A 16,174-nucleotide genomic window follows, 5' to 3' on the forward strand; every position below is an offset into this window, starting at 1 on the left:
GGGAGAAAAAATCAATCGCCTTCGCTCAGACGCCTGGCACAGTGAACGAGCGCGTGCCGGAGGTGCTTTTCAACCATATTCCGGCTGATTCCCATACGCTTGGCGATCTCGTCCGGCTCGAGGTCGTCGAAGCGTCGAAGGATGAAGCAATCGCGACACCGGGGCGGCAACTCGAAAACTGCCTTGGTCAGAAGCGCCAGCCGCTGCCTCGCCATGAGCTGCCGCTCGGTGTCGGCCGTCTCGTCAACCACATCGAGATGATCGGAAGACTGAGCGGCCGCGCCAAGGCGGGTCTGCTCGCGGCGCTGCTGATCGATGACGAGGTTGCCGACGAGCCGGTAGAGATACGCACGCGGATTGGCGATCTTGTCATTGCCCGAGCTGGCAAATCGCAACCAGGCTTCCTGCACGACATCTTCGGCAGCAACGGGATTGCGGAGCTTGCGGGAGGCGTAGGACCGCAATTCTCCGTAATACGCTTCGATCAGCGCCGCGATAGGGGCAACCACTAGATCGGACATCTGAATCCGAAACACACAGCATCCACACACCGGCGCGGACAGCCATGTCATACGTTCAGGAGATTAGTGGCGCAACATCGATATCTTAGAGCACCTCCAATTTCGTGAGCCGCTGCACCATGTGCGCGTTTCATCAAGCTGCGCGCTCCGGAATTCCGCCGCCATTACTGTATCTATCAGCGGCCCGTGCTCTCGCCGGCGGAGGCGCTCGACAAGCTGCTGCGCCGACGCGCAGCACGCGACGGTGGATGAATTAGTGCACACGATCTGCGAGTGCGGGACTGCCAGTCATCCCAAGGACGAGATCTCGGATGCCCATATGGAGAGAAGCTTTCGACGGAGCCGCATGCCCGCGCATGGTGAACTTGGTGGCAGAACAATCGCAGGACCTGCTTGTCTTGATCGCGCATTTCGGCTCTAATCGCGATTGAAGCGCCTATTGCGCGCCATCTTGCACGCTCCAGGGCCGCAGCGTGCTCCCAGGCAAAGGTTGCCATCCCCTATGCTTGAAGGGCGACAACGCCTTGCGTTTCAAGGCGTCGCTCCTTCACCCAACGGAGCACCTCATGCCGCTCGATGCTTATCGGATCAACACCGAGCCCTACTACGAGCCTCAGGATACCGAGATCGACATCTTCACGGCCGCCTACAGCGAACGCCTGCCGGTGATGCTGAAGGGACCGACCGGCTGCGGCAAGACCAGGTTCGTCGAACACATGGCGTGGCGGCTCGGTAAGCCGCTGATCACGGTCGCGGCCCACGAGGACATGACCGCTGCTGACCTCGCCGGCCGGTATCTCCTCGAACCATCGGGCACTGTCTGGCATGATGGCCCCCTGACGCAGGCCGCCCGTCACGGTGGCATCTGCTATCTCGACGAAATCGTCGAAGCGCGGCAGGACACCACAGTGGTGATCCATCCGCTGACCGACGCGCGGCGCATCCTGCCGCTGGAGAAGCACAACGAGATCGTACCGGCGCATGCAGACTTCCAGCTCACGATCTCCTACAATCCCGGCTACCAGAGCGCGGTGAAGGACCTCAAGGAGTCCACCAAGCAGCGCTTCATCGCCATCGATTTCGGCTATCCCCCACCCTCCACCGAGAGCACGATCATTGCCCGCGAAAGCGGCGCGGACAGTGATCTGGCGACGCTTCTGGTCAGGATCGCCGAGCGCTCCCGCAATTTGCAGGGACACGGCCTCGACGAAGGCGCGTCGACCCGGATGCTGATCCATACGGGACGCATGGTCCGCGCCGGCCTGCCGCTGGCCGCTGCCGTACGAGCCGGCATCGTGCTGCCGATCACGGATAATCCCGACATCCGCGCGGCGCTGACCGACGCCATCGCGGCATGCGTTCCGTGAGCGCCAGGCCTTCCGCCACGCTGCAAGTGTTGTTCGAGCCGGAGGGCGACGCGAGGCGGCTACACCTGATCATGCGCCAGCGCGACGCCTTGCGGCCGCTCTTTCTGGCGACGTGGGAGGCACTCTCCAGGCAATTCGATGCTGCCGAACTCGAGACCTGGGCCGGCGCAGTGCTCGAACTCGTCAACGTCAATGCCGGCCCTGCCTGCTTGATCGCCTATTGGGAGGCGAGCCGCGACGCCGCGTCGACGCGCGAGATTGCACCGCTACTGGGCGCGGCGCAAATCTGCGCCGAAATCTGCCGCCATGCCGGTGCGCCCGCCGCAACCGCATCGTTGAACGCGCTGGCGATCGCGCGCCGTAGCTTTGGAGCTGCGGCGCTGTCGCGATGGTGGCGCGCGATGGAGATGCTGGCGCGGCAGGCGCCGGAGTCCGTGCTACCGGCCGCCGGCCGCATGGGACAAATCCTCCTGCCCGGCACGATCGAGGCTTTCGAGGATTTCATCACCGCCGGCCTGCGCTCAGCTGCCGGCGATCGCAACCGGCGTCTTGCCTTCTTCTCCCTGCAGGATGACTTGGCGCGCCGCATGATCGCGCGCGATCCTGGCGGCGTCGGCTTCCCCAATGTCGAAGCCGAGGTGAAGGCCTTCACCACCGCATTGTGGGGCGAGCTACCGTTGCTGCGCGGCATGGCTGGCGACAGCATGGACAAGCCGCAACGCCGCAGCACGATTTCCGGTCCGATCATCCGGCTGCCGGAAACCTATCGCGGTGTGCGGGGCGATGCCGCCCGCGGGCTGTTTCGCGCCGCCACCGCACATGCGCAGGCGCATCTGGTCCTCGGACGGGCCCGGTTTCCGATCGGCACGCTGAAGCCGCTACAGGTCGCCCTGGTCAACCTGATCGAGGATGCGCGTGTCGAGACACTGGCAATGCGCGCCCTGCCTGGATTGCGCCGGCTGTGGGCGCCCTACCATGTCGCCGAGCCCCGCGGCATCGCGACCGCCCCGGTGCTGCTGGCGCGGCTGGCGCGTGCGCTGTTCGATCCGGCCCATGTCGACGATGACGGCTTCGTCGCCAAGGGCCGCGCCCTGTTCGCAGCCGCGCTGCCGCGCATCGAGGATTCCGCGATCAGCCGCGAGATCGGCACGTTGCTCGGCAACGATCTCGGCCAGATGCGGGTGCAGTTCAATGCCAGGACCTATGTGGTCGAACCGGTGTATCGCGACGATGGACTGGGACTGTGGGATTTCGACGAAGGCGCACAGCCCCCGGACGACGTGCTGGACCTGTTCATCGATGCCATGCGCGTGGACGCACAGGAGAGTGCTGACGGCAGTAACCAGCAGGCCGAGCTTGGCAACGCCGAGGCCGGGATCGGCCGCGGTCGCCCCGTCGCGCCCGATGACCGCGGCACGGTCATCGCGCGCTATCCGGAATGGGACCGAGTCCATGGCATCGAACGGCCCGACTGGACCGTCGTACGCGAGGTCGCAGCCAAGTCTGGCGATCCGCATGCGATCGAAGACGCGCTCGACGGCGCGGGAGCCGTACGCAACCGCGTCGCGCGCCTGGTGCGTGGCCTCCGTATCGGCCGCATCGTACGCTTGAAGCGGCAGCATGACGGGCACGACCTCGATGTCGATGCGATGCTGGACGCCGGCATCGCGTTGCGCAGCGGCCAGGAGCCCGACCCCCGCGTGTTCCGCTCATCGAAATCGGTGCATCGCGATCTCTCCGCGCTGCTCCTGATCGATATTTCGCAGTCGACATGCGACCGACTACCATCGGGCGCAACCGTTCTCGATATCGAACGCCTTGCCGTTGCGGTTCTCTCCGAGGCCATGGATCAGCTCGGCGACCCCTTCGGCCTGCTCGCCTTCGCCTCCGACGGCCGCGAGGATATCAGAATGACCAGTATCAAGGGCTTCGATGAGGCTTACGACCGGCCTTGCCGGGCGCGGCTGGCGGGGCTCAGCTCCGGCCTGTCGACCCGGCTCGGCACGGCATTGCGCCATGCCGGCAACGTGATGGCGACGACCACCTCGACCAGCCGAAAGCTTCTGATCGTGCTCACCGACGGGGAGCCGTCCGACATCGATGTCTCCGACCCGCTCGATCTCGTCGAGGATGCCAGACGCGCAGCGGTCGATCTCCGTAGTCGCGGCATCGACGCCTATGGCGTCGTGCTCGGCACAGCCGGCATCGCCTCCGCCCCGCGTATCTTCGGACGCAGCAACACCATGCTGGTGCCCCGGGTTGAGAATCTGCCGGCACGGCTGTCGGAGCTCTATTTCCGTCTGGCACGGCGTTGAGAATGGCTCCCGTCCGCTAGTGGGAACAGGCATCACTTCCTTCGACGCGCCAGGGGGGCATCGAGTGCCGCATGGGCTGCGACATGGAACGACGCGTCGAGTGCGCGTGCCAAGACACCGCCATCCGGGGCAAGAATACGCGATACGAGGCCTGCACCGTTCGGCGCCAACGAACATCCGGCCAGCGCGCCACAGCGGCCGGCGGCCTGCTCCATGTCGGCCAACGCCGGCAATCGGTCCGGCGGCGCAATCAGCACGAAGTTTGCCACGGCGGCCATCGAACCCAGCACCCCGTTGCGCGTCTCGTCGCCATCGATCGCGCCGATGTCCTTCATCAGCAACCTGCCGCCCGGGCGTGATACGTTCAACCGGCTCTCGAAGCGCGCGAACGGCCTCGCCTTCGCTTTGGGATCGTGGACCGCGAAGCCATCGGCGAGACACAGCACGGCATCGTCGGCAACCACGGCTTCCGTTTCCAAGGTGAGATCGGCACCAGGAAACAGCACGTAGGGATCGCTGGTCAAGGCGCAGAACGCGCCCTCTTCCACCCTCACGGCTTGTCGCTGGATCGCGCCGCTCGCGCGGCCGTCATGCACGACGGTCGCGGCCTGGGTCGTCATGTGGAACGCCGCTTGGTCACCAACGCGCACGTCAAGCTTGATGCGGTCGCCGGCATACAAACCGCCCGAGGCGGATTGCAGATAGAGCGTGAGCAGATCGGGCCTGACTGTATCGAGATAGAACCCGCGGGTGATATGCAGGGGATAGCCGATCTGCTGACGGCGCAAGACGCTGCGACCGCCGGCGCGATCGACGACCAACGCGCCATCGAGCGAACGCCCGGTCTCAGACCCGGAACAGGACTGCAGCAGAGATCGCATCGACGACCGCCTCCACGCCGACGCCGCTCTTCAAATTGGTCGGTATCACCGGCTTCGTGCCCCGCACCTGCCGCGCATCCGCCAGCATGCGATCGAGATCGACGCCGACATGCGGCGCGAGATCGACCTTGTTGACGACAAGCAGGTCACAACGCAGCAGGCCGGGCCCTCTCTTGCGCGGAATGTCGTCGCCGCCGGCGACGTCGATCACGAAGATCCACCAGTCGACCAGATCGAGCGAGAAGGTCGAGGCGAGATTGTCGCCGCCGGATTCGAACAGGATCAACTCCAATCCCGGGAAGCGGGCCTCGAGTTCGTCCCCCGCCGCAATGTTCAGTGTGGGATCTTCCCGGATCACGGTGTGCGGGCAGGCGCCAGCCTCGACCGCCGAAACGCGGGCAGGATCGATCAGTCCGGAGCGCCGCAACCGCTCGGCATCTTCTTTGGTGACGAGATCGTTGGTGACGACGGCAAAGTCGATGTTGCGCCTCTGAAGCACCGGGATCAGCGCCTCGATCAGCGCCGTCTTGCCCGAGCCGACCGGGCCGCCAATTCCGACCCGTGCCGCACTGGCGCCGTCGCGGGCCTCGTTGTCAGATACGCGCAAGGCATGAAACACGGCTCACCTCAACATGTAGCGGCGGGCCAGCGGCAGTTCACGGGCCGGCTCGCAAGTTGCCAGCACACCATCGACAAACACATCGAAGGTCTCCGGATCGACGGTGATGTGCGGACATGTGTCGTTCCACAGCATGTCTCGCTTGCTCAGCTTGCGGGTGCCTTGCACCGGCAGCAGCTTCTTCGCCAACCCCAGCTCGGCGCCCAGGTCGCGCGCCAGCGCCAGCGGATGGACGAAGCAGGCCGACAGCGCCGACGCGGCCCTGCCGAACGCGCCCCATTGCGGCCGCATCAGTATCGGCTCGCACGTCATCAGCGATGCCGCGCTGTCGCCCATCGCGCCCCAGGCGATAAAGCCGCCCTTGATGACGAGCTCCGGCTTGATGCCGAAGAAGGCCGGCCGCCACACCACGATGTCGGCGATCTTGCCCGGCTCCAGCGATCCGACTTGGTCGGCGATGCCGAACGTCCTGGCGGCATTGATGGTGTATTTGGCGATGTAGCGCTTGATACGCGCATTGTCGCCAAAGCCCGGCTGGTCCTCCGGCAACGCACCGCGCTGGTCCTTCATCTTGGAGGCAAGCTGCCAGGTCCGGCAGATCACTTCGTGGATACGGCCCATGCCCTGGCTATCGGAGCCCAGCATCGAGATCGCGCCAATGTCGTGTAGCACGTCCTCGGCCGCGATGGTCTGGGCGCGAATGCGGCTTTCCGCAAAGGCGACATCCTCGGGAATCGCCGGATTGAGGTGGTGGCACACCATCGTCATGTCGAGATGTTCGTCGAAGGTGTTGACGGTGTAGGGATTGGTCGGATTGGTCGAGGACGGCAGGCAGTGCATTTCGCCGGCGACGCGGATGATGTCGGGCGCATGACCGCCGCCGGCGCCCTCGGTGTGGTACATGTGAATGGTGCGGCCACCGATCGCTTCCAGAGTATTTTCGACGAAGCCGGATTCATTCAGCGTATCGGTATGGATCTGAACCTGGAAATCGTAGTCATCGGCAACCTCGAGGCAGGTGTCGATCGCCGCCGGCATCGAACCCCAATCCTCGTGCAGCTTCAGCCCCATCACCCCGGTCTCGAGCTGCTCGATCATCGGCGCCGCGCGATGGGCATTGCCACGGCCGAGAAAACCGAAATTCATCGGCCAGGCCTCGGCGGCCTGCAGCATCTTGCCGGTGTTGAACGGTCCGCCGGAATCGATGCCGACCGTGATCGGTCCAAGCGAGCCGCCGATCATGGTAGTGATGCCGCTCGCGATCGCATGCTCGACGAGGCCCGCGCTGTCGAAATGCACGTGCACGTCGATGGCGCCGGGGGTCGCGATCAGCCCCTCGCAATCCCGCACCGTGGTGCCGGTGGAGACGATCAGGTTCGGATCGACGCCATCCATGATGGCGGGATTTCCGGCTTTGCCGAAGCCCACGATGCGGCCATGGCGGATGCCGAGGTCGCCCTTGACGATCCCCAGCACCGGATCGATCATCAGCACGTTGCAGAGCAGGAAATCGAGCGCGCCCTCGGCGCTGGTGATCCCGGCCATGCCTATGCCGTCGCGCAGGGTCTTGCCGCCGCCATGCAGGCATTCGTCGCCGTAGACCGCATGGTCGTGTTCGACCACGGCATACAGCGAGGTATCACCGAGCCTGACGGCATCGCCCGTGGTCGGGCCGTAAAGGGCGGCGTAGTCACGCCGGTCGATCATCGCCACGCAGCAGTCTCCTTCCAGGTTTCAGGCGCCCTTGAAGCCGCGCGCGCGGGCTCGCGCCAGCGCTGCCGCTTGAACAGCGGGATCGGACGCCGCGCCGTCGGTGAGATTGTTAAGTCCGGTCAAATGCTGGTCGCCGCCGAACTCGACCAGATTGATCTCCTTCGAGGCCCCCGGCTCGAACCGCACCGCCGTCCCGGCCGGAATGTCGAGCCGCATGTTGATGGCGCTGGCGCGATCGAACTCGAGCGCTTTGTTGACCTCGAAGAAATGAAAATGCGAGCCGATCTGGATCGGGCGATCGCCGGTGTTGACTGCCGTCAAGGTCAGCGCGCGTCGCCCGGCATTGAGTGCGATCTGGCCCTCCTGCGCCAACAACAGACCCGGACGTTCGTTGTCGGCTTCCGTGCCCGGAGCGGGCCGGATCGGCTCGTGCACCGTGACGAGCTTGGTACCGTCGGGGAAGACACATTCCACCTGGATGATGTCCATCATCGCGGCGATGCCGGGCAGCACGTCCGCAGACGACAGGACGGTCGAGCCATAGCCGATCAAGTCGGCGACGGAGCGGCCGTCACGCGCGCCCTCCAGTATCTCGTCGGTGATGAACGCGACGGCTTCCGGATAGTTCAGCTTCAGTCCGCGGGCGCGGCGGCGGCGCGCCAGCTCGGCAGCATTGAAGATGGTCAGGCGCTCCAGTTCGGTTGGCGTCAGCAGCATTCGAAATCACCCTCAATTGGCGAACAGCCGCAGATCGGCCTGGGCGTGCCGTGCCGCGGCAATATCGAGGAAAGGCACGAAACTGGACAGTTCGACGTCATCCGGTACCTCCTGAGCAGCGAGTTGCTCGATCAGCGGCAGGCATCGCTGCAGCACGCCCTGCCCTTGCAGCGCGCCCATGGCACCCAGCCTGATCGCGGCAGTGATCACGCCGGACGCAGCCGTATAGCCGGAACAGAGTTGCGCCAGCGCCTCGTCCAGCCCGAGTTCGGACCACACGGCGCCCTGCATGACGGCGATATGTCCCAGACAATTCCCCGCCTGCACGTCATCGCGTAGCGCGATTGCCAATGGCTGGCCCAGCCGTGCGTGCGAAGCAAGATAGGCCCCCCCATTGCGGCGCGAGCCCGTGCGCAACGTCTCAATCAGCGTGGAGGCCTCGACCTCGCGATCGACCGCTGCGATGGCTTCCAGATCGCCCCCCGCACGATACGACCACAGCAATGCGACCCTGTCGTAGCTGGCCCAGCGCCGCTTCAACATCGCAGCGACCAATGCCTCGAAGTCGCCCAAAGTCATGTCACGGCGAAGCGCGAGAGCACCCTCGATCCCATAGGAAAACGCGAAGGCCCCGCTCGGAAACGCGCCGTCCGCCTGCCAGATCGCCTGCAAAACCCGGAGCATGACTCAATGATCGTGATGATGGTGATGGCCGCCGCGGGCACCACCAGGCCGGGGCGGCTCGACGGCTTCGACCGCGTCCGCAGTATCTTCATCGAGTATCGTGACACCGACCCTGCGGGCGCTGATCAGGTTTTCCAGGCGCGCAGTGTAGTCTTCCGGCCGGCCTTCCAACGCAACCAGCAGCACCTCGCCGCCAAACCGCACCCGCCAGTGTAGATTGCCGACGTGGTAGCCGAGCTCCACCGCGTCGGCGATCGAGCGCGGCTCCAATCGCAACCAGCGTTCGGTTGCGGCGCGGACGACGATCGCACGGTCGGGCTCCAGCAGCAGCACGGCGCCGTCGAAAAGCTTTTCATGACGAGGCAAGGCGATCGCCAACTCCTCACCGCCGCGCGTGGTGATCAAGAGACGCCGCCGCGCCAGATCGGTCGCCGGCACATTGGCGACATCGACCGCTCCCTCATGCTCTAGACGGTGAAGCGCCTCGGACAAAGCGGGCTCGACCCGGCTCCCCAGCACGCGTTCGATGCGCAGCATCGCAGGTACCTCGCGAATTTGATGATCAAGCAGGATGGGCGGCGGATATCAATCCGCCGCCACCGACGATATGCGTTCTAGCGGTGCGCCACCTTCTTGTTCGGGATTCCCTCGATCGGACATTCCTCGGTTCCCACTGTGGTGCGCGTGAAGGACTCGACCATCTCCCGCGTGCCTTCCGGATCGGCGATCCACTTGGCGTAGAAATCATATGGGCAGGCCGCAACGCCGCGATCACCCTCGCCCGAATTGATCATGCCCGTGTAACCGCGATGCACCAGCTTGAAGAGATGGTTCTGCGACTGGCCGTTCTTGCGGGCATCGCGGATCAGCGACTTCGACAGCTGGGCGTAGTTGATGCCGTACTCTTCCTCGCCGCATTCGCCAAGGGTCCGGCCATCGAAGCCGATGATCGCGGAATGGCCGAAATACGAATAGACGCCGTCAAAGCCCGTGGCGTTGGCGACCGCGACATAGACATTGTTCGCCCAGGCCATCGCCTTGGCCATGATGACCTGCTGGTCCTTGGCCGGATACATATAGCCCTGGCACCGCACGATCAGCTCGGCGCCCTTCATCGCGCAATCGCGCCAGATCTCGGGATAGTTGCCGTCGTCGCAAATGATCAACGAGATCTTCAGCCCCTTGGGGCCCTCGGAGACATAGGTGCAGTTGCCGGGATACCAGCCCTCGATCGGCACCCAGGGCATGATCTTGCGATATTTTTGCACGATCTCACCCTTGTCGTTCATCAGGATCAGGGTGTTGTAGGGCGCTTTGTTCGGATGCTCCTCGTGGCGTTCGCCGGTGAGCGAGAATACGCCCCACACCTTGGCCTTGCGGCAGGCCTCGGCGAAAATCTCGGTTTCATCGCCTGGGATCACCGAGGCGGTTTCGTACATCTCCTTGGAATCGTACATGATGCCGTGGGTGGAGTATTCCGGGAAGATCACAAGATCCATGCCGGGCAGACCGGTCTTCATGCCGACGACCATGGCGGCGATCTTGCGGGCGTTGTCGAGCACTTCCGCCTTGGTATGAAGGCGCGGCATCTTGTAGTTCACGACGGCGACGCCGACCGTGTCGTTGCTTGACGTAATATCACCGTGCAGCATCTTGCTCTCCTTTAAGAAGTTCTCGCAGCTCAGCTCACACCGCCATATGACGATGAACCATCTCGTCGGTCAGCTCGGAAATCGCCCCGGACACGACCACGCGTCCCTTCTCCATCATGGCGAAGCGATGCGCAGCGCGACGCGCGAACGAGACGTTCTGCTCGACCAGGATCACGGTGAGGCCCACCTCCCGATTGAGGCGGATGATGATCTTCTCGATCTCCTCGACGATCGACGGCTGGATGCCTTCGTTCGGTTCATCGAGCAGGATCACCTTGGGATCGGCGGCAAGCGCACGAGCGATCGCGAGTTGCTGCTGCTGCCCGCCCGAAAGCACGCCGCCATTGCGGGTCAGATTGTTCATCAAATAGGGAAACAGCTCGGCGACCAGTTCCGGGATCTCGCGCTTGCCGTCATGCCGGGCGAACGAGCCCATCAGGATGTTCTCGCGGATCGTGAAATCCGGAATGATCTCGCGACCCTGCGGCACATAGGCGATGCCGGCCCGCGCCCGTTGGAACGTCGGCTCCTTGCCGATCTCGCGCTCGTTCAGCCTGATCTGCCCGTCTATCCGGTCGGTCAAGCCCATCAGCGTCTTCAGCAGCGTGGTCTTGCCGGTGCCGTTACGTCCGAGCACCGCCGTAACCTCGCCGTCACGCACCTCCAGGCAGACGTCGTGGAGGATGTGGCTGCGATCGTAGAAACTATCGACATGCGAGAACGCCAGCATCAGGAAATCCCCTTCGAGCCGAGGTAGGCTTCCTTCACTTTCGGATTCGTCTCGATGTCCGTAACGCTGCCCTCGGCGAGAACCTGGCCCAGATGCAGCACGGTGATGCGCTCCGCGATCTCGCGCACAAAGGCCATGTCGTGCTCGACCACGATGATGGTGTGGCGGCCCCGGAGGTTGTTGACGATCAGGGAGGTCTTGTGCGTCTCCGCCTGGGTCATGCCGGCGGTCGGCTCGTCCAGCAGGATGATCTTCGGATCTTGCGTGATCAAAAGGCCGAGCTCCAGCCATTGGGTCTGGCCGTGGCTCAGATAGGCGGCAACGCGGTTGGCTTCGTCGGCCAGCCCGATCAGTTCCAGCACCTCGTCGACCTTCGCCTTGGCCGGAAAGCCGAAGCCGAGATTGGCGAATACGCCGGGATTCTTGCAGCTCGCCACTTCGAGATTGCGGCGGACCGTGAGCTCCTTGAACACGCTCGGAATCTGGAACTTGCGGCCGATGCCGGCGCGAGCGATCCGATGCTCTTCCCAATTGGTGATGTTGGTATCATGCAGAAAGACGCGGCCTTCGGTCGACTTGGTCTTGCCCGAGATCAGATCCATCAGCGTGGTCTTGCCGGCGCCGTTTGCACCGAGCAGAACCCGCAACTCGCCCTCCTCGATGATCAACGACACGCCGTTGACGGCCTTGAAGCCCTCGAAGTCGACGCCAAGCCCGTCGATGGTCAATGCTGCCTGCGCCATGGGCTACTCCGCGAGCTGTGAGGTGGCATCGTGGACACGCAGCACGGGCGACGCACGCGGCGTCTTGCGCGCGACCACGCGATCGATCAGGTCGTGAGCAAGCCCTGCAATGCCGCGCGGCAGATAGAGCACGACCAGCACGAAGATCAGTCCGATGATGGCTTTCCAGGCCTCTGCAAACCCCTCGGTCTCGCTGACGGTTGCCGAAATCATGTTGATCGCAATTGCGCCGATGCAGGCGCCGAGGATCGAGGCGCGGCCGCCGACCGCTGCCCACACCACCATGGTGATCGAAAAGCTCAGATCCATGAAGGTCGGTGATGCGAATTCCGAAACGATGACATAGAGCATGCCGGCGAAGCCCGCGATGGCCGCCGAGACCGCGAAGAAAAAGGTCTGGTAGGCCGGCACGTCAAAGCCGAGATAGCGGGCGCGGTTCTCGTCGTTGCGAACCGCCTGCAGGATCACGCCGGCGCGGGTGTCGATCAGCAGCCGCGCTGCAAGCAGCACGACGCTCAGCGAACCCGCGATCAGGTAATAGGTCGGCACGATATAGGGATCAAATTCGAAATCGCCGATCTTGAACCAGCCCAGATCGGTCAGGCCGTTGAAGCCGTTCGTGACCGGCTGGGCATCGATCATCACCAGCCGGACCAGCAGCACCAGCGCCAGCATGATGATGGAAACGAACACGCCGGAGATTCGCTTGCGGAAGACGATGAGGCCGACCACCACCGCCATCAGGACCGGCAGGATCAGGCCCATGGCAAAGCCGAACCATTGGCTCTGAAATGGCAGCCACAGGAACGAGGCCTTGGTGATGCAGCAGAGCTCGGTCTTGGCCCCCGGCTCGGCGTTCCACAGCATGAAATCCGGCACCGGCCTGTCGGAGCCCTGCTGCAGGCTGGTGGCGCTGGCCAGCTTCAACGACATCGCCAGCATGTAGGCTCCAGCGCCGAAGAATAGTCCCTGGCCGAGATTTAGGATGCCCGCATAGCCCCAGGACAACGCGACTGCGATACCGAGCATGCCGAACACCAGATATTTGGCGATGCGATTCAGCCAGAACGGGTCCATTACCAGCGGCACCAGCATGATCAGGATCACGAAGCCGGCGTAGATCGCCCAGTCGATGCGGCGCTGCGACGACATCTCAGCGCCCCTTGAGGGCGAACAGGCCCTTCGGCTTGAGAATGATGATCGCGATCACCACACCGAACACGACCGCGCGTGCCAGGATATCGTTGGTCCCGGCGGCAACCACACCGTTGATCTCGCCGAGAATCCCGGCCGACAGCACCGATCCGAGCAGGCTGCCTACGCCGCCCATCACGACGACCATGAAGCCGTCGACAACCATTGGCGTGCCCATGTCCGGAAACACCGTCTTGAAGCCGGACATCATCACGCCGGCGACGCCGGCAAGGCCCGAGCCGAACGCGAAGGTCAGCGCGTTGACGCGGTCGACATCGATGCCGCAGGCCGCGGCCATCTTCGGATTGCGGATAATGGCGCGGACCTGGGTGCCTGCGACGGTTCGATAGAGCAGGAACCACGTGGCGAGCGTAAGAACCGCCGTGACGAGGATGATGAAGGTCCGGTAGCGATTGATGTCGGCGCCGGCGATGTGAAGGGTACCCTGCAATATCCCGGGTACATCGACATTCTGCAGGCCGGGGCCAAGTCCCTGGATGTGAATGCCGAAGAACGAGAGTCCGAACTCCAGCCGCACGGCTTGCTGGATCAGGATCGCGACGCCCCAGGTCGCCAGCAGGGTGTCGAGCAGCCGCCCGTACAGTTTGCGTACCACGATGCGCTCGATGAAAAGCCCGAGCAGCGCCGTCACGATGAAAGCGAGCGGGATTGCGACGAAGATGTTCGTCCCGAGCCAAAGACCCGACAGCACCGTCACATAGGCGCCGACCATGACCATCTCGCCATGCGCCATGTTGATGACGCCCATGGCGCCATAAGTGATCGCAAGGCCGAGGGCGACCAGGAGAAGGATCGAACCCAGGCTGAGACCGATGAACAGAACTTCGAGCATGGCAACACACCTCATCGTCCATCGCGCGGGACGGCCGCGCGATGGACGGGGTTTCCTTGACGTCAGGTTTTCAGCTTGCTTGCGTCGAGCCCCTTCGACGTGCAGAAGAGGTTCGTCGGCGTCTCGCCATAGGCGACATAAGGCAGCGGCATCACCGGCTCCTTGTAGGCGTCGATGATCTTGCCCTGACCGTCCGGTTGCCACTGCGCGATGCGCGGGGTCAGGTAGGTGTGCAGGTTCTCGGCTTCGATCTTGACGTGGCCGTTGGGCGCGTCGAACTCCTGACCCTTGACAGCCTCGCGGATCGCAATCGGCGTGACCTCGGCGGCCTTCTCGACCGCCTGCTTCCATAGGAAAACCTGGAAATAGGATGATTCCAGCGCGTGGTGCGTCACCGCCTTCGGATCCTTCACGAAGGCCCGATAGCGCTCGATGAAGGCCTTGTTGCGGTCGGTATCGATGGCCTGGAAATAGGGAAACGAGGTGTAAGAGCCGACCGCGTAATCGGCACCCATCGCCGCGATCTCGATCTCGGAGGTCACGGTCGCGCAGATCGGAAGCTTGTCGTGGGTGAGGCCCTGGTTCTTGTACTCGCGGTAGAATGCGATCACGGAATCGCCGACCACGTTGGACAGAACGACGTCGCAGCCGGAGTTCTTGATCTTGTTGACCATCGAACCCCATTCGGAATGGCCAAGCTCAAGATATTCATCGGCGACCCATTCGCCGCCGTTCTTCTCGATCAGAATCTTGGAGACCTTGGCCATCTCGCGGGGATAGATGTAGTTCGATCCGACGATGAAGAACTTCTTCTTGCCCAGCGTCTTGATGATCCAGGGAATGAAGTTCGAGAGCTGCTGGTTCGGAACAGCGCCGGTATAGACGACGTTCTTAGAACACTCGAAGCCTTCGTAGTAGGTCGGATAGAAATAGAGGTTGTTGCGCTTCTCGAACACCGGCAGCACGGCCTTGCGGCTGGCCGAAGTATAGGAGCCGAAAACGGTCGGCACGCGATCCTGGATAACGAGTTTCGACGCCTTCTCGTTGTAGGTCTTCGGATCCGACGCGCCATCTTCGGCGATCGCCGCGATCTTCATGCCCTTGACGCCGCCGGCAGCGTTGATCTCGCTGATCGCCATCATCGTGGCGTCGTGCAGCGATTTCTCCACGATCGACAACCCGCCGGTCAGCGAGAACAGCACGCCGACCTTGATCTCGCCCGCTGCATGAGCGCCCGTCGAAAACACCCAGGGGGATGTGATCAACGCGCCGCCCGCCAAAGCGCCGCCCTTCAGAAATTTACGTCTATCAACTGCCATTGCACACTCCCCGTTAGCTCCAGACACAGATCTCCGATCGCACCGAAGTACGCTGCTTCCGTCAGACAATCGCCAAGACTCAAGCGGGCGTCGTCAACACGAAGGTGGCGACAACACCACGCGCCCCAAGAAACAAAAAAAAGCCCGACGGACCCTCGCGGGTCCTTCGGGCTGCTCAGCCAGAGCCGAACCAGCATCATCGATGGTTCGGCAAAGTCGCGAAAGATTTTCTCTTGACGACGGTCGAAAGCTAATCACCTTTGGCGCGATATTGCAACAGCTCGTTTGCGTGAATGATCGCGGAGGCCATGTCGTCCATCGACAAGCGCTTCGACATGGCTTGTCGCCGGATGCTTTCATAGGCATCAGCCTCGCTCAATCCCTGGCCATCCATCAGGATTGCTTTGGCTTTCTGGATACGTTGAATGCCTGCGAGCTTGCGTTCGAGCTTGCGTACACGCTTGTCAGCTTCGCGACGCTCCAACCACAGGCTGCGCGCAATGGTGATGTTGGTCAACAAGCCGAACGGCCGGATCGGACGCTCGATGACTGCGACGGCGCCGAACTCGAGCACAAGTTGCAGCGTCGACGGATCCTCGTAGGACACGACGGCGATCAGGGTCGGCCGGCGATTGACATCGGATTTCAACAGGCGCTGCATCTCGGTCCGCATGTCGTGCTCGATCGCGAGCAGCACGATGTCGGCCCCTTCCTGCCAGCATTCCGGCACCGGCCATTGCATCTCCACCATGCAGCCGATGCGACGCAGATGCTCGACCAGCTTGGTCCGCTCCGAATCCGGGGGATGCACGACATGAACCCGCAGACCACGCAGATCGCGAAGAATTTGAATGGCCACGCCCGGT

The 16,174-nt window shown here is 63.2% G+C and carries 16 protein-coding genes; 2 read left to right on the plus strand and 14 right to left on the minus strand.

Annotated elements, in window-relative coordinates:
* Window positions 1-11 precede the first annotated feature (11 nt).
* Complete coding sequence (locus H1B27_RS04995) at window positions 12-521, minus strand: sigma-70 family RNA polymerase sigma factor (RefSeq protein WP_197965217.1); 510 nt, start codon at window positions 519-521, stop codon at window positions 12-14.
* A 566-nt stretch (window positions 522-1,087) separates the two neighbouring features.
* On the opposite strand from H1B27_RS04995, the gene H1B27_RS05000 reads away from it, so the two are divergent.
* The gene (locus H1B27_RS05000; protein ID WP_197965218.1) at window positions 1,088-1,888 is read left to right on the plus strand and encodes a CbbQ/NirQ/NorQ/GpvN family protein; all 801 of its coding nucleotides are present in this window, start codon (window positions 1,088-1,090) and stop codon (window positions 1,886-1,888) included.
* Window positions 1,876-4,203 carry a nitric oxide reductase activation protein NorD gene (locus tag H1B27_RS05005; protein ID WP_197965219.1) on the plus strand — a complete coding sequence of 776 codons (2,328 nt, stop codon included), beginning with the start codon at window positions 1,876-1,878 and terminating at the stop codon, window positions 4,201-4,203. Before H1B27_RS05000 ends, H1B27_RS05005 begins: the two co-directional genes overlap by 13 nt.
* Window positions 4,204-4,235: 32 nt before the next feature.
* Here the strand turns inward: H1B27_RS05005 and H1B27_RS05010 are convergent, their stop codons facing one another.
* The 13 genes from H1B27_RS05010 to H1B27_RS05070 all read right to left on the minus strand — a co-directional run bounded on the left by H1B27_RS05010 (window position 4,236) and on the right by H1B27_RS05070 (window position 16,167).
* Window positions 4,236-5,084, minus strand: coding sequence for an urease accessory protein UreD (locus H1B27_RS05010; protein ID WP_197965220.1), 849 nt, complete (start codon window positions 5,082-5,084; stop codon window positions 4,236-4,238).
* On the minus strand, window positions 5,050-5,691 hold the full coding sequence (ureG, locus tag H1B27_RS05015) for an urease accessory protein UreG (RefSeq protein WP_210343221.1): 642 nt from the start codon (window positions 5,689-5,691) through the stop codon (window positions 5,050-5,052). The genes H1B27_RS05010 and ureG overlap by 35 nt, the downstream gene beginning before the upstream one ends.
* 15 nt (window positions 5,692-5,706) lie before the next feature.
* Window positions 5,707-7,416 carry an urease subunit alpha gene (ureC, locus tag H1B27_RS05020; RefSeq protein WP_197965222.1) on the minus strand — a complete coding sequence of 570 codons (1,710 nt, stop codon included), beginning with the start codon at window positions 7,414-7,416 and terminating at the stop codon, window positions 5,707-5,709.
* A gap of 21 nt (window positions 7,417-7,437) precedes the next feature.
* A complete protein-coding gene (locus H1B27_RS05025) occupies window positions 7,438-8,133 on the minus strand; it encodes an urease subunit gamma (RefSeq protein ID WP_197965223.1) in 696 nt (231 codons plus the stop codon).
* 12 nt (window positions 8,134-8,145) lie between these two features.
* Window positions 8,146-8,817, minus strand: coding sequence for an urease accessory protein UreF (locus H1B27_RS05030; protein WP_197965224.1), 672 nt, complete (start codon window positions 8,815-8,817; stop codon window positions 8,146-8,148).
* A gap of 3 nt (window positions 8,818-8,820) precedes the next feature.
* On the minus strand, window positions 8,821-9,354 hold the full coding sequence (gene ureE / locus H1B27_RS05035) for an urease accessory protein UreE (RefSeq protein WP_197965225.1): 534 nt from the start codon (window positions 9,352-9,354) through the stop codon (window positions 8,821-8,823).
* A 77-nt stretch (window positions 9,355-9,431) separates the two neighbouring features.
* Window positions 9,432-10,469 carry an aliphatic amidase gene (locus H1B27_RS05040; protein ID WP_197965226.1) on the minus strand — a complete coding sequence of 346 codons (1,038 nt, stop codon included), beginning with the start codon at window positions 10,467-10,469 and terminating at the stop codon, window positions 9,432-9,434.
* A 34-nt stretch (window positions 10,470-10,503) separates the two neighbouring features.
* On the minus strand, window positions 10,504-11,199 hold the full coding sequence (urtE, locus tag H1B27_RS05045) for an urea ABC transporter ATP-binding subunit UrtE (protein WP_197965227.1): 696 nt from the start codon (window positions 11,197-11,199) through the stop codon (window positions 10,504-10,506).
* Window positions 11,199-11,942 (minus strand): urea ABC transporter ATP-binding protein UrtD, encoded by a 744-nt coding sequence (gene urtD, locus H1B27_RS05050; RefSeq protein WP_197965228.1) that lies wholly within the window; start codon window positions 11,940-11,942, stop codon window positions 11,199-11,201. The genes urtE and urtD overlap by 1 nt, the downstream gene beginning before the upstream one ends.
* A 3-nt stretch (window positions 11,943-11,945) precedes the next feature.
* Complete coding sequence (urtC, locus tag H1B27_RS05055; RefSeq protein ID WP_197965229.1) at window positions 11,946-13,094, minus strand: urea ABC transporter permease subunit UrtC; 1,149 nt, start codon at window positions 13,092-13,094, stop codon at window positions 11,946-11,948.
* 1 nt (window position 13,095) lies between these two features.
* Entirely contained in the window at window positions 13,096-13,989 is an 894-nt protein-coding gene (gene urtB / locus H1B27_RS05060; RefSeq protein ID WP_197965230.1) for an urea ABC transporter permease subunit UrtB, read from the minus strand.
* 62 nt (window positions 13,990-14,051) lie between these two features.
* Window positions 14,052-15,308, minus strand: a complete 1,257-nt coding sequence (locus H1B27_RS05065) for an ABC transporter substrate-binding protein (RefSeq protein ID WP_197965231.1) — start codon at window positions 15,306-15,308, stop codon at window positions 14,052-14,054.
* A 250-nt stretch (window positions 15,309-15,558) separates the two neighbouring features.
* On the minus strand, window positions 15,559-16,167 hold the full coding sequence (locus H1B27_RS05070) for an ANTAR domain-containing response regulator (RefSeq protein WP_131870214.1): 609 nt from the start codon (window positions 16,165-16,167) through the stop codon (window positions 15,559-15,561).
* Window positions 16,168-16,174: the final 7 nt, after the last annotated feature.

The organism is Bradyrhizobium diversitatis (assembly GCF_016031635.1).
Taxonomy (GTDB): domain Bacteria; phylum Pseudomonadota; class Alphaproteobacteria; order Rhizobiales; family Xanthobacteraceae; genus Bradyrhizobium; species Bradyrhizobium diversitatis.